The 20,248-nt window shown below is 55.2% G+C and carries 18 protein-coding genes and 1 rRNA gene; 2 read left to right on the top strand and 17 right to left on the bottom strand.

What is annotated here, in order from left to right; all coding sequences use genetic code 11:
* A 5S ribosomal RNA gene (rrf, locus tag WFO70_RS16110) occupies positions 1–113 on the top strand; the annotation flags it as partial.
* A 101-nt stretch (positions 114–214) separates the two neighbouring features.
* Here the strand turns inward: rrf and WFO70_RS16115 are convergent.
* From WFO70_RS16115 to WFO70_RS16145, 7 genes are all read right to left on the bottom strand, one after another.
* The gene (locus tag WFO70_RS16115; protein WP_337017483.1) at positions 215–973 is read right to left on the bottom strand and encodes an amino acid ABC transporter ATP-binding protein; all 759 of its coding nucleotides are present in this window, start codon (positions 971–973) and stop codon (positions 215–217) included.
* A gap of 7 nt (positions 974–980) precedes the next feature.
* Positions 981–2,084 carry an amino acid ABC transporter permease gene (locus WFO70_RS16120; protein ID WP_337017484.1) on the bottom strand — a complete coding sequence of 368 codons (1,104 nt, stop codon included), beginning with the start codon at positions 2,082–2,084 and terminating at the stop codon, positions 981–983.
* 9 nt (positions 2,085–2,093) lie between these two features.
* Positions 2,094–3,275, bottom strand: a complete 1,182-nt coding sequence (locus WFO70_RS16125; protein WP_337017485.1) for an amino acid ABC transporter permease — start codon at positions 3,273–3,275, stop codon at positions 2,094–2,096.
* A 68-nt stretch (positions 3,276–3,343) separates the two neighbouring features.
* Positions 3,344–4,369 carry an amino acid ABC transporter substrate-binding protein gene (locus tag WFO70_RS16130; RefSeq protein ID WP_337017486.1) on the bottom strand — a complete coding sequence of 342 codons (1,026 nt, stop codon included), beginning with the start codon at positions 4,367–4,369 and terminating at the stop codon, positions 3,344–3,346.
* Between the two features lie 417 nt (positions 4,370–4,786).
* Complete coding sequence (locus tag WFO70_RS16135; RefSeq protein WP_106994889.1) at positions 4,787–5,008, bottom strand: lipoprotein; 222 nt, start codon at positions 5,006–5,008, stop codon at positions 4,787–4,789.
* A gap of 319 nt (positions 5,009–5,327) precedes the next feature.
* Complete coding sequence (locus tag WFO70_RS16140; protein WP_337017490.1) at positions 5,328–8,441, bottom strand: efflux RND transporter permease subunit; 3,114 nt, start codon at positions 8,439–8,441, stop codon at positions 5,328–5,330.
* Positions 8,442–8,451: 10 nt separating this feature from the next.
* Positions 8,452–9,591 carry an efflux RND transporter periplasmic adaptor subunit gene (locus WFO70_RS16145; protein ID WP_337017491.1) on the bottom strand — a complete coding sequence of 380 codons (1,140 nt, stop codon included), beginning with the start codon at positions 9,589–9,591 and terminating at the stop codon, positions 8,452–8,454.
* Between the two features lie 393 nt (positions 9,592–9,984).
* On the opposite strand from WFO70_RS16145, the gene envR reads away from it, so the two are divergent.
* Positions 9,985–10,632, top strand: a complete 648-nt coding sequence (envR, locus tag WFO70_RS16150; RefSeq protein WP_337017493.1) for an acrEF/envCD operon transcriptional regulator — start codon at positions 9,985–9,987, stop codon at positions 10,630–10,632.
* Positions 10,633–10,646: 14 nt separating this feature from the next.
* Here the strand turns inward: envR and WFO70_RS16155 are convergent, their stop codons facing one another.
* The 10 genes from WFO70_RS16155 to accB all read right to left on the bottom strand — a co-directional run bounded on the left by WFO70_RS16155 (position 10,647) and on the right by accB (position 20,248).
* On the bottom strand, positions 10,647–12,728 hold the full coding sequence (locus WFO70_RS16155) for a putative bifunctional diguanylate cyclase/phosphodiesterase (RefSeq protein ID WP_337017494.1): 2,082 nt from the start codon (positions 12,726–12,728) through the stop codon (positions 10,647–10,649).
* A gap of 127 nt (positions 12,729–12,855) precedes the next feature.
* Positions 12,856–13,020: a DUF2556 family protein gene (locus WFO70_RS16160; protein ID WP_337017496.1), complete on the bottom strand. Its 165-nt coding sequence runs from the start codon at positions 13,018–13,020 to the stop codon at positions 12,856–12,858.
* 200 nt (positions 13,021–13,220) lie between these two features.
* Positions 13,221–13,517 carry a DNA-binding transcriptional regulator Fis gene (gene fis, locus WFO70_RS16165; protein WP_000462905.1) on the bottom strand — a complete coding sequence of 99 codons (297 nt, stop codon included), beginning with the start codon at positions 13,515–13,517 and terminating at the stop codon, positions 13,221–13,223.
* A 23-nt stretch (positions 13,518–13,540) separates the two neighbouring features.
* Positions 13,541–14,506: a tRNA dihydrouridine synthase DusB gene (dusB, locus tag WFO70_RS16170; RefSeq protein WP_231313580.1), complete on the bottom strand. Its 966-nt coding sequence runs from the start codon at positions 14,504–14,506 to the stop codon at positions 13,541–13,543.
* A gap of 330 nt (positions 14,507–14,836) precedes the next feature.
* Positions 14,837–15,577 (bottom strand): carbonic anhydrase, encoded by a 741-nt coding sequence (locus WFO70_RS16175; RefSeq protein WP_337017500.1) that lies wholly within the window; start codon positions 15,575–15,577, stop codon positions 14,837–14,839.
* A 134-nt stretch (positions 15,578–15,711) separates the two neighbouring features.
* Entirely contained in the window at positions 15,712–16,611 is a 900-nt protein-coding gene (gene prmA / locus WFO70_RS16180; RefSeq protein ID WP_337017502.1) for a 50S ribosomal protein L11 methyltransferase, read from the bottom strand.
* Positions 16,612–16,622: 11 nt separating this feature from the next.
* Entirely contained in the window at positions 16,623–18,074 is a 1,452-nt protein-coding gene (gene panF / locus WFO70_RS16185) for a sodium/pantothenate symporter (RefSeq protein ID WP_337017504.1), read from the bottom strand.
* Positions 18,064–18,309 carry a YhdT family protein gene (locus tag WFO70_RS16190; protein ID WP_337017506.1) on the bottom strand — a complete coding sequence of 82 codons (246 nt, stop codon included), beginning with the start codon at positions 18,307–18,309 and terminating at the stop codon, positions 18,064–18,066. Before WFO70_RS16190 ends, panF begins: the two co-directional genes overlap by 11 nt.
* A 108-nt stretch (positions 18,310–18,417) precedes the next feature.
* Positions 18,418–19,767, bottom strand: a complete 1,350-nt coding sequence (gene accC, locus WFO70_RS16195) for an acetyl-CoA carboxylase biotin carboxylase subunit (RefSeq protein ID WP_337017508.1) — start codon at positions 19,765–19,767, stop codon at positions 18,418–18,420.
* Positions 19,768–19,777: 10 nt separating this feature from the next.
* On the bottom strand, positions 19,778–20,248 hold the full coding sequence (gene accB / locus WFO70_RS16200; protein ID WP_307762981.1) for an acetyl-CoA carboxylase biotin carboxyl carrier protein: 471 nt from the start codon (positions 20,246–20,248) through the stop codon (positions 19,778–19,780).

Raw genomic sequence — 20,248 nt, forward strand, 5'->3', positions numbered from 1 at the left:
GGCGGCTGTAGCGCGGTGGTCCCACCTGACCCCATGCCGAACTCAGAAGTGAAACGCCGTAGCGCCGATGGTAGTGTGGGGTCTCCCCATGCGAGAGTAGGGAACTGCCAGACATCAAACAAGTGAAAAGGCCATCCGAAAGGATGGCCTTTTTGCGTTTACGCAGCATAAAAAAGCCACACCCGGGGCGCAAAGCGCCGCCGGGTAGGTTGTTTTAGTGAATAACCTGAGATAAAAACGCGCGCGTACGTTCTGATTTCGGGCGTGAAAAGAACTCTTCCGGCGGTGCCTGCTCAACAATTTCCCCGCGATCCATAAAGATCACCCGATCCGCTACGGTTCTGGCGAAACCCATCTCATGGGTCACGCACAGCATTGTCATGCCCGATTCTGCCAGCCCTATCATGGTATCCAGAACCTCTTTCACCATCTCCGGATCCAGCGCCGAAGTCGGTTCATCGAACAGCATAATTTTAGGCTTCATGCACAGAGAGCGGGCGATTGCCACGCGCTGCTGCTGCCCACCTGAGATCTGTCCCGGAAATTTATGCGCATGTTCTGCAATGCGCACGCGTTCCAGATAATGCATGGCCAGCGCCTCCGCCTCCTTTTTCGGCATTTTACGGACCCAAATGGGGGCCAGAGTACAGTTTTGCAGAACGGTCAGATGAGGGAACAGATTGAAATGCTGGAAGACCATGCCGACTTCCTGGCGAACACGCTCCACGTTACGGATGTCATCGTTCAGCTCGATACCATCAACAACGATCCGTCCCTGCTGATGTTCTTCCAGATGGTTAATACAACGGATAGTGGTTGATTTACCCGAGCCTGAAGGGCCACACAGGACAATGCGTTCCCCCTGTTTTACCTTCAGGTTAATGTCTTTCAGAACGTGAAATTGCCCGTACCACTTATTCACGTTATCCAGGGTAATCATCGCGTCAGCGGGGGTTATAGTTATCTGGCTCATAGGTTCCTCAGTGCGGTGTACGCCCGGTGTTAAAGCGCTTTTCCAGATGCTGGCTGTAGCGCGACATGCTAAAACAGAAAATCCAGTAGATAAGTGCGGCAAAAACATAGCCTTCTGTCGACATCCCCAGCCATGCCGGGTCGACGGTAGCCTGCTGTACGCTACTGAAAAGATCGAATAATCCAATGATGATCACCAGGCTGGTGTCTTTGAACAGCGCGATAATGGTGTTCACCAGACCCGGGATCACCATCTTCAGGGCCTGCGGCAGGATCACCAATCCCTGCGTTTTCCAGTATCCCAGCGCCAGCGATTCGGCGGCTTCGTACTGGCCCTTTGGCAGCGCCTGCAACCCACCGCGCACCACCTCAGCCACATAGGCAGACTGAAACAGAATGACGCCAACCAGGGCGCGGATCAGTTTGTCGATGGTCGTGCCCTCCGCCATAAACAGCGGCAGCATCACCGAAGACATAAACAGCACGGTGATCAGCGGAACGCCACGCCAGAACTCGATAAAAATCACCGAGAGGACGCGCACGACCGGCATGGTTGAGCGGCGGCCCAGGGCCAGCAGAATGCCTAACGGCAGTGCACCGGCGATCCCCACAGAGGCGATAATTAGCGTCAGCGTTAAACCGCCCCACTGGCGCGTTTCGACGCGCTCCAGTCCCAGCATGCCGCCATAGAGTAACAACCAGACGATAAGGGGATAGATCACTGCCCAGGCGGCGATATACCGTCCCCGCTGCGGCATCCCTTTCCAGAACATGGGGATGATGGAGAGCAGCCCGACCAGCAGCGCGAGATTGATGCGCCAGCGCTGGTCATGCGGGTAGAGCCCATACATGAACTGACCGAAGCGCTGATGAATAAATACCCAGCAGGCTCCCTCTTTCGTACAATCGGCGCGGGTGGTGCCGACCCAGTTGGCCTGTAAAAACGCCCAGTTGAGCAGCGGCGGGATCAGCTCCCACATCAGCCAGATGCAGAAAAGCGTGAGTAAGCTATTGCTCCAGCTGGAGAACAAGTTTTTACGTGCCCAGCTAATGATGCGTCCGTTGCCGGTAGTAGCCGGACGCGCAGGGTGAGACAAGACGGCTTTTGTCATCATGGTTCCTTAGCGTTCAACCAGCGCGATACGACGGTTATAGATATTCATCAACAGAGAAATGGTCAGGCTGATGATCAGGTAGACCGACATCGTGATGGCGATAGTCTCGATGGCCTGGCCCGTCTGGTTGAGGACGGTGCCGGCAAACAGAGAAACCATATCGGGATAACCAATCGCGGCCGCAAGAGACGAGTTCTTCACAATATTGAGATACTGGCTGGTCAGGGGGGGAATAATGACCCGCATGGCCTGAGGGATGATGACCTGTCGCAGCGTGACCGGGTTCGGCAGACCGAGCGAGCGGGCGGCTTCATGCTGACCGTGCGGAACGGCCTGGATCCCGGCGCGAATAATCTCTGCGATAAAAGCCGAGGTGTAGATCGAGAGTGCCAGCGTCAGCGCCGCCAGCTCCGGGATCAACACCATGCCGCCGCGGAAGTTAAACCCCTGTAAATGCGGCACATCCCAGTGCATCGCCGGACCGACGGTCGCATGGGCCAGCCACGGCAGGATCACCAGCAGCGCCAGCGTGACAGGCCAGGTGCGACGCAGCTGCCCGGTTTTAATCTGATGCATGCGGTTATAGCGGAACAGACCGACCGAGATTGCCGCCACACATGCCAGCGCAGCCAGCAGCGCCAGCATCCCTTCGGCAATCTGCGGTGCCGGGATATACAAACCGCGGTTACTTAAGAAGGCCAGATCGAACGCATCCACCGCCTGGCGAGGGCCGGGCAGGTTGCGCAGTACGGCAAAATACCAGAAGAAGATCTGCAGCAGGGGCGGAATATTACGGAAGGTCTCAATATAAAAGGTGGAGAGCTTACGCAGCAGCCAGTTATCAGACAGGCGCGCGAGTCCGAGAAAAAAGCCCAGCAGGGAAGCAAAAACAATGCATAACCCGGAGACCAGCAGGGTATTCATCAGGCCGACCAGGAATACGCGACCGTAGGTATCTCCTTCATCATAATCAATTAAATGCTGAACGATGCCAAAACCCGCACTGCGGTCAAGGAAGGCAAAGCCCGAAGTAATGCCGCGTGTGCTCAGGTTGATAACGGTGTTATGAAACAAGTAGATCGCGACGGCCAGGACAGCGAGAACAGCGAGGATCTGAAACAGCCAGGCGCGAACCGCAGGATTGGAAAAGGAGAAGGCTCCTTTCAGGGCTAAGCGGCGATGGGACATAAAAAACCTCGGGTAACCATGACTCCGGACTGGGCACCGCACCGGCAGTGCCCGTTACAGCAAGCTGCTTAGCGAACTGGCGGTGCGTACTGGATGCCACCATTGTTCCAGAGGTTGTTCTGTCCACGGCTGATCTTCAGCGCGCTTTCAGAGCCCACGTTACGCTCGAAGATTTCAGCGTAGTTACCCACCTTTTTAATGATGTTGTACGCCCATTTGTTATCCAGCTTCAGATCCTTGCCGTAATCACCCTCTTTACCCAGCAGGTGGGCCATATCCGGCGTGGATGGATTGGCGGCTTTCTCATCGACGTTCTTCGAGTTCACGCCCATCTCTTCTGCGTTGAGCATGGCGAACAGCGTCCAGCGCACAATTGAGTTCCATTCCTCATCCCCGCGGCGTACCACCGGGCCCAGCGGCTCTTTAGAGATCACTTCCGGCAGAACAATCCACTCCGCCGGATTACTCAGCTTGATCCGCAGCGCATACAGCTGGGACTGATCCGATGCCAGAGTGTCACAGCGTCCCGACTCCAGCGCTTTGGCGGATTCGTCAGAGCGGTCGAAGGTCACAGGGGTATATTTCATATTGTTGGCTTTGAAATAATCCGCGACGTTCAGTTCGGTGTCAGTGCCCGCCTGAATGCATACCGTTGCGCCATCCAGCTCTTTTGCACTCTTCAGGCCCGCTTTATTGTGGGTCAGGAAGCCAATGCCATCGTAATAGGTCACGCCGGTGAAGGACATGCCCATACCGGTATCACGTGACGAGGTCCAGGTGGTATTACGCGACAGCATATCCACTTCGCCGGATTGCAGGGCGGTAAAGCGCTCTTTCGCCGTCAGCGGGGTATATTTGACTTTGGTGTCGTCGCCAAATACCGCGGCAGCAACGCCACGGCACACGTCGACATCGATACCGGAGAATTTACCGTTGGCATCTGCGTATGAGAAACCCGGCAGACCGTCGCTGATCCCACATTGCACAAAACCTTTCTGCTTAACGGCATCCAGAGTCGCACCCGCCTGAGCCTGGCCGGTAATTGCAACAAGCACACCTGCAGCGGCAAGGCTGGCCATCATCATCTTTTTCATAATGCATCCTGTGTGGCGAAAAATTATCGTTATAGTGAAGCGCTTATAAAACGCTTTAACCTGTCTGTGGCTGTGGCCGACGTTAATAAAGCAAACGCGATGCCAGTTTTTGCATTTAACGTAATAAACGATTACGCAACGCGTAAAGCTGAGTGTAGACAGTGATAATTAAATCGAGCGCCCTAAAATGGTGCGAAATGACAACCTACGCCACAAATCAGAGCAAAAGTCTGATTAAGAATCGAGGAAATTAAGCGAGTGTTTATGGTGTGAATATTGAAAGCCAGCAAGGTGTGAATAACATCACGCCGCCAGATGGAAAGGAAAATAAAACAGCAAAAAGATGTGAGCAAATTCAGGTTTAATAATTAACCTAAATTGAAAAGCAAAAGCGCGAACGAATTCGCGCTTTCTGGATTACTTAGATACGGCAATGATGCCCAGCGTCAGGCCTGCAACGGCTGCTGCGCCACCTGCTATCGCCCCTGCAGTTTCCCAGTTGTCCTGCGTGGTCCCTTTCATACAGGTATTGGTATGAACCAGTCGGCCCTGATCGTCGTATGTCGGTACGCAAGGAGAGTCGTGCGCGCAACCCGCAAGCAACGCGGTAAGGAGTGCAACCGAAATGAGTCTTTTCATGGTGTTACCTCAAAATGAAATCTAACTTTGCAATATAGTCAGTACGGTCTTCTGCAAAGCTGAGGGTTATATTACCACCCCTTAAAAACAGCTATGAAGAGTGAATAATCTCAAATTATTTGGATTGTAAAAAAGATGGAGAAATCCGTGTTAGTGCACGCGAATAATGGAGAGATTAGGGAGGCGGAATGATTAAATTCGCAAGCAAAAAATCGCAAGCAAACAATTCATTGGCGTGCTAATTAATAAGAAAATGAAATAGGTAAAACTATTTTTTGGTTAATTATCATAAATAAAGGCGCCGAAGCGCCTTTATCAATTACTCTTCGTGATGACGCGTGAATCGTCTGCGCACCACCACAAAGAAGACCGGCACAAAGAAGATGGCCAGCAGGGTGGCCGACAGCATGCCGCCCATCACCCCGGTACCAACGGCGTTTTGCGCGCCACTGCCGGCTCCGTGGCTGATGACCAGCGGCAGCACGCCGAGAATAAACGCCAGCGAGGTCATCAGGATCGGACGCAGGCGCATGCGGGAGGCCTCGAGCGTGGCTTCGATTATGCCTTTGCCCTCCTTCTCCATCAGGTCCTTGGCAAACTCGACGATCAGAATGGCATTTTTTGCCGACAGCCCGATGGTGGTGAGCAGCCCCACCTGGAAATAGACATCGTTGTTCAGCCCACGCAGGGAGGCGGCCAGCAGAGCGCCCACCACCCCTAACGGCACCACCAGCATCACCGAGAACGGAATCGACCAGCTCTCGTAGAGTGCAGCGAGGCAGAGGAATACCACCACCAGTGAGATAGCGTACAGGGCAGGTGCCTGGTTGCCTGACAGCCGCTCCTGATAGGACATACCTGTCCAGTCGAAACCGATACCCGTAGGCAGCTTCGCCGCCAGTTGCTCCATCAACACCATCGCTTCACCGGTACTTTTCCCTGGCGCGGCCTCGCCGAGGATCTCCATGGAAGGGGTACCGTTATAGCGTTCGAGGCGCGGTGAACCATAGATCCAGTGCGATTCGCTGAACGCCGAAAGCGGTACCATCTCACCATTGGCGCTGCGCACATACAGGCGATTGATATCTTCCGGCAGCATCCTGAAGGGGGCGTCCGCCTGGACATAGACTTTTTTCACCCGACCACGGTCAATGTAGTCGTTGACGTAGGTGCCCCCCAGGGCGGTGGAGATGGTCTGGTTGATATCCGACACGCTGACCCCCAGCGCCTGGGCTTTTTCCTGATCGATATCCAGCTTGAACTGCGGCGTATCTTCCAGACCATTAGGCCGCACGCGAACCAGCAGATCCGGATGGGCTTTGATCATCCCCAGCAGCTGGTTTCGGGCCTGCGTCAGCTGGTTGTGGCCCAGGTTAGCCTGGTCGATCAACTCAAAATCGAAACCTGTAGCGGTACCCAGCTCGATAATGGCGGGCAGGTTAAACGGGAACACCAGCCCATCTTTGATCTGGCTGAAGGCGCGGGTAGCGCGGCTGACGATAGCCCCGACGCTGTTGGCGGCACCGGTGCGCTCCTCCCAGGGCTTCAGGCTGATAAACGCCACCCCGGCATTTTGCCCCTGGCCACTGAAGCTGAAGCCGTTAACGGTGAAGACTGATTCGACGTTGGCTTTTTCCTTGGTGAGATAATAGTGCTCAACCTGGTCCAGTACCTGCTGGGTCCGGGTCTGCGTGGCACCCGCCGGGAGCTGCACCATGGTCATAAAGACGCCCTGGTCCTCTTCCGGCAGGAACGAAGTCGGCAGGCGCAGGAACAGCACCGCCATGCCACCGACAATCAGCACGTAGACCACCAGATAGCGGCCAGTCTTACGCAGAATATGGCTGACGCTATTGCTGTAGTGCGCCACGCTTCTGTCGAACAGGCCATTGAACCAGCCGAAGAACCCACCTTTGTGCTCATGATGCTCGTCCGGTGCCTTAAGCAGGGTAGCGCACAGCGCCGGAGTCAGGATCAGCGCCACCAGCACGGAAAGCGCCATCGCGGAGACAATCGTCAGTGAGAACTGGCGATAAATCGCCCCGGTGGAACCTCCGAAGAAGGCCATCGGGATAAACACCGCCGACAGCACCATGGCAATACCGACCAGCGCCCCCTGGATCTGCGACATCGATTTTTGCGTCGCCTCTTTTGGCGGTAGCTTCTCCTCCACCATTACGCGCTCGACGTTCTCCACCACCACGATGGCATCATCCACCAGCAAGCCTATCGCCAGCACCATGCCAAACATGGTCAGAGTGTTGATGGAGAAGCCAAACGCTGCCAGGACCGCGAAGGTGCCCAGCAACACCACCGGCACGGCGATGGTTGGGATCAGCGTGGCCCGCAGGTTTTGCAGGAACAGGTACATCACGAGGAAGACGAGAATGATGGCTTCAAACAGCGTCTTCACTACTTCATGAATGGAGATCTTCACAAACGGCGTGGTGTCGTAGGGGTAGACCACTTTCAGCCCCTGCGGGAAGAAGGCCTGCAGCTGCGCCAGTTTGCTTTTGATCGCCGCGGCGGTGTCCAGCGCGTTAGCGCCGGTAGCGAGCTTGATCCCCAGCCCGGTCGCCGCCTGGCCATTGATTTTGGTCACCATGTTGTAGTTTTCGCCGCCGGGGGCAATGCGGGCCACATCTTTCAGATGCACCATCGACCCGTCCTGGTTGACCTTCAGGGTGATGTTGCCGAACTCTTCGGCGGTTTTCAGGCGCGTCTGGGCGATGATTGAGGCGTTGAGCTGCTGGCCCGGCACCGACGGCGTACCGCCGAGCTGACCGGCAGCAATCTGGTTATTCTGGGTTTTGAGCTGATTGATCACATCCAGCGGCGTCAGCTGATAGGCATTCAGCTTATTCGCATCCAGCCAGATACGCATCGCATACTGGGCGCCAAACAGCTGCACATCGCCTACCCCGGAGGTGCGGCTGATGGCATCCTTCACGTTGGAAGCGACATAGTCAGAGATATCGTCCTGGCTCAGGCTTTTATTGTCCGAGACGAAGCCCGCCACCAGCAGGAAGCTGCTGCTCGACTTCTCCACGCCAATCCCCTGCTGCTGCACTTCCTGCGGCAGCAGCGGCATCGCCAGCTGCAGCTTGTTCTGCACCTGTACCTGGGCGATATCCGGGTCGGTACCCGACTGGAAGGTCAGGGTGATGGTCACGCTGCCCGCCGAATCGCTGGTGGAGGACATGTACATCAGGTTATCGATGCCGTTCATGTTCTGCTCGATCACCTGGGTCACCGTATCCTGCACCGTCTGGGCATCGGCACCGGGATAGGTCGCCGAGATCGCCACGGCAGGCGGGGCAATGGTGGGATACTGGGCAATCGGCAGCTTCAGGATCGCCAGCCCGCCCGCAATCATCAGGATGATGGCAAGCACCCACGCAAAAACCGGGCGCTGAATAAAGAAATTAGCCATGCTCTGTTCCTTATCCCGCTTTCTGCGCGGCGGTATCTGGCGTTGCAACTACCGCGACGCCAGGGCGGACTTTTTGCAGCCCGCTGACGATCACCCGATCGCCTTCCTGCAGGCCGTCTGTGATCAGCCATTGATCGCCAATCGCCTGAGGCGCGACGACGTTTCGTGCTTCAGCCTGATTTTTCGCATTCACCACCATCACGCTAGCCTCACCGCGCGGGGTACGCGTGACCCCCTGTTGCGGCACCAGGATGGCGTGGGGCTGAGTGCCCTCATCAATGCGTGCCCGGACAAACATGCCGGGCAGCAGGACATGCTGCGGATTAGGGAAAATTGCCCGCAGGGTAATGGAGCCCGTGCTCTCGTCCACGGTGACATCGGAGAATTGCAGCGAGCCTTTCAGCGGGTAGGGCTGACCGTTCTCCATCAGCAGCTGTACGTTGCTGGCACCATCGCCGGTCTGCAGGCTGGATTGTTTAAGGCGCATAAAGTCGTTACTGGATTGGGTAACATCGACATAAATCGGATCCAGCTGCTGCACCGTGGCCAGCGCCGAGGCCTGGCCATTCGCAACCAGCGCCCCCTCGGTGACGCTGGATTTGCCGATGCGTCCGCTGATAGGGGAGGTGACTTTGGTGTAAGCCAGATTAATGCGCGCGGTCTCGACGTCCGCCTTAGCCGCAATCACTGAAGCATCGGCCTGACGAGCGGTGGCAACGGCCTGATCGTACTCCTGCTTACTGACGTACTGGGTGCCCATCAGCGGTAAATAGCGTTTCACGGTCAGGTGGGCGATATTGGCTGCGGCCTGGGCTTTGGCCAGCTCGCCTGAAGCACTGTCAAAAGCCGCCTGATAGGTGGCCGGATCGATCTGATACAGTGATTCCCCCGCTTTTACATCGCTGCCCTCGGTAAAGTTGCGCTTCAGGACAATACCGCTCACCTGAGGGCGAACCTCTGCAACACGAAAAGCATCGGTACGTCCTGGCAGTTCGGTGGTGACAACCAGCGGCGCGCTTTTCACCACATGGACCACTACCTGCGGTGACGGTGGCTGCTGGGCTTGTTCACTGTGGTCATCACATCCCACGAGTAATGCGGCACCGATGATAAAACCGGATAAGGGTAAAAACCTGAAATGAGGCGTCATGGCTATTCCTTCAAAATCATCAACCCGCATTAACCGAAGCGGTTAAGCGTCAAGGAGAGGTAAACAGAAAACGGCGGGCGCCATAATAAAGAATGGCCGGACGGCTTTTTGATTTATAAGTGCGGAGAAACAATTGAAGAGAAAAAAAACGGGGCTGAATATGATTTAACAACGGCATAGCCTTTCAGGTCATCTGTTCCCGTCCCTTTTGCTTTAAGTGCGTGCATATGTTTAATGAATAAAATCATGTTCAAATATCATTGAGATTTATAAATTAAGCGTATTCACCTTTTTTGTTCAAAATTATTTTTCGCAGTGATGGATAATTCATGAGCTGACGACGCTCACCGTTGTTTGATAAATGTAATTAATCCGTTAAAAGAGTGACTCCCTATGGCGCGCAAAACGAAGGCCGAGGCGCAGAAGACACGCCTGTTGTTGATTGAAGCAGCGATAGAGCAGTTTGCCGCGCGGGGTGTGGCAAGCACCACGCTGACCGATATTGCTGATGCCGCCAGCCTGACCCGGGGAGCCGTGTACTGGCATTTCAGCAGTAAGACGGAATTATTTAATGCCATCTGGCAGGAGCAATGTCCGCTGCGCGAAATCATTCGTGGCCAGGTAGCAAATATGACAGACCATGATCCCTTATTTACTTTGCGTGAACTGTTTGTTACGGCTTTGCAATATATTGCCCGGGATCGTCGCCAGCGCACGTTATTGCAGATCCTCTATCACAAATGTGAATTTGAACAGGGCATGATTTCAGAATATGAAATTCGGGAGCGGATCGGCTTCAACTATGAAAACGTTCGCCAGATTCTACAGAGATGCATTGCGGCAGGGCGTATTTCCACGCAGATCAATATCGACACCACGTTAATCGTTTTTCATGGCTTTTTTTGCGGGCTGATTAAAAACTGGTTAATGAGCCCGGAGAGGCTGGATCTGTATCAACAGGCTCCGGAGCTGGTGGATAACATCCTTTCGACGTTACCAGCAGCCCCGTTGCCGCATCGGATTTACGACGCCGCCTCATAGCGGCGGCGGCCCGGTCAGATTTGCTGCGCCAGCATGGCTTGCGGATTGTGGCTCAGGGCCTTAATGGTCTGCGCCGAAACCGGTTTACCCAGCAGATAACCTTGTAGGGTGTTACATCCCAGCTCGGTCAAAAATGTCTGCTGCTCTTCGGTTTCCACCCCCTCGGCAACCACCTTCAGATTGAGGGTCTTTGCCAGTGCAACAATGGCAGAAACGATAGTGGCATCGTCACCCGCGCCGTTGAGATCCTTAACAAACGCCCGATCGATTTTCAGCTCGCAGGCCGGCAGCTTTTTCAGGTACAGCAGGCTGGAATAACCCGTCCCAAAATCATCAATGGAGGCTTTCACGCCCGCTCTGGTCAGTTCGGTCAGCACCCGCACGCTCTCATCCGGGTTATTCATGGCCGTCGTTTCGGTCACTTCCAGGATCAGGGTATGGGGTGGGATCCGGTGTCGCGCCAGGCTGCTCATCACCGTCTCCACCAGCTGGGGCTGCTCAAACTGCAGCGTGGAGAGGTTTACCGCCATCGACCACTCGGTGTGCCCTTCAAGATGCCAGACGCGCAGCTGACGGCAGGCCTCATCGATCACCCAGTTGCCAACAGGAATAATCAGCCCGCTCTTTTCCGCCAGCGGCAGGAACTGGTCAGGGGATAACAGTCCTTGCGACGGATGTTGCCAGCGCAGCAGGGCTTCGAAGCCGACGATAGGGCCAGCCGGGGCCTGGAACTTTGGCTGATAAACCAGATGCAGCTCCTGGCGCTCCTGCGCCAGCCACAGATCGTTCATCAGCTGCAGCTGTTTCTGTGCCAGGGTGTTCATCGAAGGCTGGAAGAAGTGGTAGCCGTTACGCCCCATATGCTTGGTGTGGTACATGGCCGCATCGGCGTTAAACATCAGCTCCCGCTGGTTTTTGCCATCGTGCGGATAGATAGCAATCCCCACGCTGAGGGTCACCATCAGGTCGTACAGCTCAAGGCTGAAGGGCTGATCGATGACATGCACCAGGGCGCTGGCCAGCGACGCGGCATCGTTCGGGGTATCGATCTCGGCCAGCAGCACAAACTCGTCGCCGCCAATACGGGCGAGGGTGTACTGGCCTTTCAGCGGCTGTTCCAGACGTTCGGTAACGGCAACCAGCAGCTTATCACCGGTATCATGTCCGTAGGCATCGTTGACGGCTTTGAAGCCGTCCAGATCCATAAACAGCAGCGCGAAGAGCTTTCCTTCGCGATCGGCTTTGTTAATGGCCTGATCGAGACGGTCCTCCAGCAGCACGCGGTTTGGCAGACGGGTCAGCGTGTCGTGCAGCGCCAGCTGCGCCAGTTCGCGGTTTGCTTCCGCCAGCGACGAGGCCAGAAGGGCGGTGCGGGCCTGCAGCCTGGCGTCAAACATCGACACCAGCAGCGTAATACCCAGAATAGAGAGCGCAACGACGCTTACTAGCACCGCCAGCCAGCTGCCGTTTACGCCCTGGTGATGCATATGGGCCTGCATCGGGAACTGGGCGGCCTTCATCCCCGTGTAGTGCATGCCGGCAATGGCGATGCCCATCAACATGGCGGCACCCGCGCGCATCAGTGCGACCTGGGCGGCATCGCGACGCAGCCGAAAGGTGAGCCACAGGGCGGCCAGCGAGGCGAGCAGGGCAATGACCACCGACAGCGCCACCCAGCGCATATCCCAGACGATAGCAGGCTCAACCTGCAATGCTGCCATTCCGGTGTAGTGCATCGCCACGATGCCGGTGCCCAGAATAACGGCGCCGGTGAACAGGCGACGTCTGCGTAAGTGATCCCGGCTCACCAGCCAGAGGGCGAAGAGTGAGGCACCGATGGCGATGAACATCGAGAGAGCGGTCTGCAGCAGGTTGTAGTTCAGCCGCATGGAGATATCCATCGCCAGCATGCCGATAAAATGCATAGCCCAGATGCCGATGCCCATGGCGATACCACCGCCTGTCAGCCAGACACGTGCCGCAACGCCGGTGCTGCCGACAACCCGGCCTGCCATATTCAGGGCGGTGTAGGAGGCAAGAATGGCGACAACAAAAGAGATAACCACAAGAAGTTGGTCGTATTGGCTAACCAGCATGTTCTCATCAACTCAAACGCAGGGAGGTATTACGTGATACCGGGTGAGACGGGCTGAGACATTAGCATCCAACAAAGATGCCTCAAAGGCTTTTAAGCCCGCACAATTTTCGAGGGAAAGCAGGGAATTAATCCAGATCCGCGCAGTTGATTAGCTTAAGGGGATTCACCGAATTCATGTTGCGACATTTGTCCGTTTCGGTAGACATCAACTCAATCCACTGCATTATCAGCGCATCGAAAAGGAAAACGCTAATCGCGAAGACGACTAACCACCCATACTTACGGATCATTCGGAGTTTCCCGGGACAAAGGAAAAGAGTGCAGGAAATATACACGAAAAATAGCGGCTGAGAAGTGGGCAGACCGATGTTTACGTTTCGGCTGTTAGCAGCGTGATGAGGGGAGCAAAACGGGGAAGGCGAGGGCATAAAAAAAGGCGCTTCCCCATGCCGGTTCGCGCCTTTTTAAACAAGCATTTGGCTAATCGAAATTAGTTCATGCCGTATTTTTTCAGTTTCTTACGCAGCGTACCACGGTTGATGCCCATCATCAGGGCAGCACGGGTCTGGTTACCACGGGTGTATTGCATCACCATGTCCAACAGGGGCTGTTCAACTTCAGCCAGTACCAGCTCATACAGGTCGTTAACGTCCTGACCATTCAGTTGAGCAAAATAGTTCTTCAGTGCCTGTTTAACCGAGTCACGCAGGGGCTTTTGAGTTACTTGATCCTGAGAGTTAACGGTGGAAACGGTCAGTACGTCAGAATTTACGCGTTGTTCGAACATAGTTCTGTCAGCTCTTTATTTCATTACGCAAGATTTTCGAAGTATGCCTCCAACGCCTCCAGCTGATCGCTGGCATCCTCTATGGCGTTGAATGTGCGCCGAAACTGGTCATTTGGAGCGTGCTCCTGGAGATACCAGGAGACGTGTTTACGCGCAATTCGGTACCCTTTTGTCTGACCATAAAAGTCATGCAATTCCCGAACGTGCGAACAAAGCAAGCGCTTAACCTCTGCCAGCGGCAGCGGGGCAAGCAGCTCCCCAGTGTCCAGATAATGCTGGATTTCCCGAAAGATCCAGGGTCTTCCCTGAGCCGCACGTCCTATCATCAGAGCATCAGCTCCCGTATAGTCGAGCACAGCTCTGGCTTTAAGCGGGTCAGTAATGTCGCCATTCGCGATAATCGGAATGGAAACTTTCTGCTTAACTGCCCGAATGCTGTCGTATTCAGCTTCGCCGTTGAACAAACAGGCGCGGGTGCGTCCATGTATGGTCAGGGCCTGAATGCCACAATCTTCGGCCAGTTGGGCAATCTCTACACAGTTACGGTGATCCGGCGACCAACCCGTGCGAATCTTCAACGTAACAGGAACGTCCACTGCGCTGACAACCGCCGTCAGGATGGACTTCACCTGGTCGGGGTATTGCAGAAGGGCTGAACCTGCAAGCTTGCGATTCACCTTTTTGGCCGGGCACCCCATATTGATATCAATAATCTGGGCACCACTTTCCACGTTAATACGCGCGGCGTCTGCCATCTCTTCAGGCACGCTTCCGGCGATTTGCACGGTGCGGATACCTGGTTCGTCAATGTGCACCATCCGAAGACGGGATTTATCGCTTTCCCAAACCTGCGGGTTAGACGACATCATCTCGGAAACGGTTAAGCCTGCTCCCATCTCATAGCACAGCGTCCTGAAGGGCCGGTCTGTAATACCTGCCATAGGTGCTGCGATCAGGCGATTTCTGAGCTGGTGGTTTCCGATGCGCATGAGTTAAGAAATGACCATACTGTGACTGCAAGGCGGCGTATCTTACGCATTTTTTGCACGAGATGAAAGGCCAAACTTTGAACAATCACCTGTTGCAGATCATGGAATCACCGGCAAAGATTTGACCGGAGAAATATAAGCGATACAAATCATAAAGTTAATGAATTATGGCGATTTTATCGCCGCTTACAATTTCCCAAAACTTCTCGTTTTTTCTTAATGAATGAAACCTTTGAACGGGATAATCTGCTGTTTTTATCAGCAGATTTCCCCTGTTCTTTGCGATCTGCGTCGCATTTTAGAACATGATCGTTAGGGTCGGGAGGCGCATTACTCCACCACAATCCGCCCATGCAGCGACTGTACCGGACGGTTATTAGCGTGGTGCAGCGTATGGCTAAATTTTTCCAGCTGGTCGGCAGAGAGGGTCAGCGGATGTTTGAGTACGATCCAGGTTACGCCTTCTGAACATGGCGGAGTGGTCAGAGAGCCGCTGAATCGCCAGTAGGTTTTGTTATCAGGGAGCAATCTGTTCAAATCCAGCGCGGTGGCAAGGGTGGCTGACTGCCCCGCCTGAGCAGGCATCTTACGCCAGAGCTCTTCCAGCGCCTCATTTTTTGCGCCTTGATCAAACATCACCGCGACCACGACGAGCTCCCCTTCGGCATTGCTGTGCACCAGATGCATCTCCATCGCATATTTTTTACCGTGAATGGTGTTCTCACTGGGCGCGTGGAAGTGAAACTGTTGCAGTGTCCAGGTTTTTCCATCGAGGACGATGGTGTCGCGGGTACTCTTTGCCTCGCCCGCCTGAATAGTATGGCCATTATTTATCAGCGTCGTCGGGCCATCTGTATAGTGCGTTTCCAGCGGTGTGAGATGCGCGTTGAGCGTGGAATCGATGTTTATAGGGGACTGATTCTTTCCGCTCAGGCAGGTCTTCCAGGCGTCATCGAGATTGCCCCAGTGCTCCGGAGAGCCTTCACCGTCGTAACTCCAGTGTGAGGCGCAGGCTGAGGCAGAAACAAGGCTGAGTGCCAATAGCACACCCTTATGAATGATTGTCGGCATAATATTCTTCCATTGAATAATTAATAATGAAAACAGCAGGTTAAAAATGGAAGAGACAGTTTACCGGAGAGGGTGCGTTTGCTGATGTACAAATTGCGGGGAAATCGCGTGGTCTGACGACCACGCGGCATGGATTACTTTTTACGGCCGGTAATGCGACACCACTCTTCTTTTTCAACCACCGGGTCGAGTGCAAAGAGATCGGCGTAGGCTTCGCATACGCTTTCAGCCTGGCTGGCAAGAATACCGGAAAGCCCCAGCAGACCGCCCTCAACGGGCAGACCGCCCTCAACGGGCAGGACGCTGATTAACGGTGCCAGCTCGCGTAACGGGCCGGCCAGGATGTTGGCGACCACTACATCGGCTTTCATCACTGCAGGCTGGTCATTCGGCAGGTAGAGCTCAAGACGATCGGAGACGCCGTTGCGCTGGGCGTTATCGCGGCTGGCCTGAATCGCCTGCGGATCGATGTCGATCCCGATCGCTCTCGCCGCGCCCAGCTTCAGGGCGGCGATAGCGAGGATCCCGGATCCACAGCCAAAGTCGATCACCGTTTTACCGTCCAGATCCAGACCATCCAGCCACTGCAGGCAGAGGGAGGTGGTCGGGTGGGTGCCGGTACCAAAGGCCAGGCCCGGATCGAGCATCACGTTAACGGCGTTTTCGTCCGGTACGTCGCGCCAGCTCGGGCAGATCCACAGACGCTTACCGAACTGCATCGGGTGGAAGTTATCCATCCACTCGCGCTCCCAGTCCTTGTCTTCCAGCTGCTCAATTTTGTGCGCGAAGCCGGTGCCCAGCAGCGGATGATTTTCCAGAATCGCGACCACTTCGGCCATATCGGTTTCGGCATCAAACAGGCCGATGACATCGGTGTCGCCCCACAGGCGGGTTTCACCCGGCAGCGGTTCAAACACCGGTGTGTCATGGGTGTCCTGGAAAGTAACAGAGACCGCTCCGGCCTCTACCAGCGCATCACTCAGCTCTTCGGCGTTCGCGCCGGTCGTATTCAGTTTTAGTTGGATCCACGGCATGGCAAAACTCTTTATTTATCAGTAGAAATCACGGCTGCCTGCGGCAGGGATTGACCGAAACGGTTCCCTATCACAAACGCCAGCAAACTTAGCAGTAGCGAGGGCACTATCGGGTGAAAGCCCAGGTACTGAATTTTAAAGGAGGCGAGCACGGCATACAGCACGCCACCGACGATCATCGCGCTCAGGGCACCGGCCGCGTTAGCACGCTCCCAGTACAGGCCCAGCACCAGCGGCCAGAGGAACACCGCTTCCAGACCCCCAAACGCTAGCAGGTTCAGCCAGATGATCATCTCAGGCGGCTTCCACGCGGCCAGCAGCAGCAGCGCCCCCAACACCAGGGTGATGATGGCGGACATCCGCTTCAGACGTCGCTCATTTTCCATCTGATCCGGACGCATGTTCAGGTAGAGATCTTTAATGATCGTAGCGGAACTTTGCAGCAGCTGGGCGTTAATTGTCGACATGATTGCCGCCATAGGGGCCGCAAGGAAGATCCCGGCCGCGAACGGCGGCAGCACTTTTACCATCAGGGTCGGGATGACCAGATCCGGCACGGTTAAGTCCGGGATGACTGCCCGACCCAGCGCCCCGGCCAGATGCATACCGAGCATCAGAATGGCTACGACGATGGTGCCGATGATAATCCCCCGGTGCACTGCCTTGCTGTCCTTATAGGAGATGCAGCGTACGGCCGTATGCGGCAGGCCAATCACCCCGAAACAGACCAGCACCCAGAAGGAGGTCATAAAGGTAGGAGAGAGAATGTCATCTGCGCCCTGCGGCGACACCAGCTTGGGATCGATGGTTTGCAGCGTTTCCACCGCATGGGTTAACCCGCCCGCCGCATGCACTACGCCCACCAGCAACACAATAGTGCCAATCAGCATCACCATGCCCTGCATGGTGTCATTGAGCACGCTGGCGCGGAATCCGCCAAAGGCGGTATAGAGCGCGATACTGATACCAAAAATCAGCAGCCCCGTTTCGTAAGGGATCCCGGCGGCGGTCTCAAGCAGGCGCGCGCCACCGATAAACTGCACGGTCATGGCACCGATAAAGGCGACCAGCAGGCTCAGGCTGGCCAGCCAGACCAGCAGACGGCTCTGATAGCGGGCAAACAGCATGTCGTTGAGGGTCACCGCGTTATAGCGGCGCGCCAGAATCGCGAACTTTTTCCCGAGAATACCCAGCGAGAGCCAGACGGCGGGGAGCTGGATCATCGCCAGCAGTACCCAGCCCAGCCCGTATTTATAGGCCGCACCCGGGCCGCCAATAAAGGAGCTGGCACTGATATATGTGGCGGTCAGGGTCATCGCCAGCACAATACCGCCCATCGAGCGGCTGCCGAGGAAATACTCGTTCAGGAAGGTGCCCGTCGTTCTTTTACGCATGGCGTAAACGGACAGGCCAAAAACAACAAACAGATACGCGACAAGGGGCAGGATCACTTCAAGCTGCATTATCGTCATCCTCCAGCGGAATATCGCGATAGATGAATTTCACCATCGCCCAACAGAGCAGAATAAACACCAGCGGGATCAGCAGGCAGGCCATCTCAAACCAGTGCGGCAGACCGGTGATGCCGATAGCAGAGTCAGGTATGTAAGCGGTTACTAACCACGCGGCGAGATAGAGAAGGGTTAACCACAGCGCCCAGCGCGCTTCTTTGTGGGCCTGAACAAAACGTTTGTCCATTTTTTGTCCCTTGTGGATGAAGAAAGCGGGGATTGTACATGATGGGGCTCTCCAGTCCCCAAAAATAAAAAAGGCCGGATAATCCGGCCTTTTAGCAAAGATGCTCTATTACTTCTCGTTCAGACCGAGTTTCTTCTCCAGATAGTGGATGTTGGTGCCACCATGCTGGAAGTTCTCGTCGGTCATAATACGCATCTGCAGATCGACGTTGGTTTTAATACCGTCGATGATCAGCTCCTGCAGGGCGTTCTTCATGCGGGCAATCGCCACGTCACGGGATTCGCCGTAGCAGATCAGCTTGCCGATCATGGAGTCATAGTACGGCGGTACGGTGTAACCGGCGTAGATATGGGACTCCCAGCGTACACCAAAGCCACCCGGCGCGTGGAAACGCGTGATTTTACCCGGGCTCGGCAGGAAGGTGTTCGGGTCTTCGGCGTTGATACGGCACTCTACCGCATGGCCTTTCACCACAACTTCTTCCTGCTTGATGGAGAGCGGTTGACCCGCTGCGATACGCAGCTGCTCTTTGATCAGGTCAACGCCGGTAATCATTTCGGTAACCGGGTGTTCAACCTGAATACGGGTGTTCATCTCAATGAAGTAGAACTCGCCGTTTTCGAACAGGAACTCGAAGGTACCTGCCCCGCGATAGCCGATATCGACACAGGCTTTAGAGCAACGCTCGCCGATGTAGCGACGCAGTTCCGGCGTGATGCCCGGTGCTGGTGCCTCTTCGACTACTTTCTGGTGACGACGCTGCATGGAGCAGTCACGTTCTGCCAGATAGATGGCGTTACCCTGACCGTCTGCCAGCACCTGAATTTCGATGTGGCGTGGGTTTTCCAGGTATTTTTCCATGTACACCATGTCATTGCTGAAAGCGGCTTTCGCTTCAGCTTTGGTCATGGAGATGGACTGAGCCAGTTCAGCATCGCTGCGCACAACGCGCATACCGCGACCGCCGCCGCCGCCGGACGCCTTGATGATAACCGGGTAGCCAATGCGTTTCGCATGAGCACGGTTAGCATCCATGTCGTCGGTCAGAGGGCCGTCGGAGCCCGGTACGGTTGGAACACCGGCTTTTTTCATTGCGGTGATTGCAGACACTTTGTCGCCCATCAGGCGGATGGTGTCGGCTTTCGGGCCGATGAAGATAAAGCCAGAACGTTCTACCTGTTCAGCAAAGTTGGCGTTCTCAGAGAGGAAGCCATAACCCGGGTGAATCGCTACCGCGCCAGTGATCTCAGCGGCGCTGATGATAGCCGGGATGTTCAGATAGCTTTTTACGGACGGAGCCGGGCCAATACAGACCGTCTCATCCGCCAGTAATACGTGTTTCAGATCGCGGTCCGCGCTTGAGTGCACGGCGACAGTCTTGATGCCCAGCTCTTTACAGGCACGAAGAATACGCAGAGCGATCTCGCCGCGGTTGGCGATAACAATTTTATCCAGCATGTTCGCCTCGTTACTCGATGACGACCAGCGGCTCGTCAAATTCAACCGGCTGACCACTTTCGACCAGAATCGCTTTCACAGTACCTGACTTGTCAGCTTCGATCTGGTTCATCATTTTCATGGCTTCAACGATGCACAGGGTATCGCCCGCGTTAACTTTCTGGCCCACTTCGATGAACGCTTTAGCGTCCGGGCTCGGGGTGCGGTAGAAAGTACCAACCATTGGGGAACGTACGATGTGACCACTGATTTCCGCTGCTGCTGGCGCTTCCATTGCTGGAGTAGTCGCCGGAGCGACAGCGTTAGACAGAGCTGGCTGCTGCATCATTGGAGCAGCATAGGCTTGTTGCATAACCGGGAAGCCTGCGTTTGGCGCGGCACGGCTGATGCGTACAGACTCTTCGCCTTCAGAAATTTCCAGTTCGGAGATGCCTGATTCTTCAACCAGCTCGATCAGTTTTTTAATCTTACGAATATCCAT

It is taken from the genome of Leclercia sp. AS011 (assembly GCF_037152535.1).
In the GTDB taxonomy this organism is placed as follows: Bacteria; Pseudomonadota; Gammaproteobacteria; order Enterobacterales; family Enterobacteriaceae; genus Enterobacter.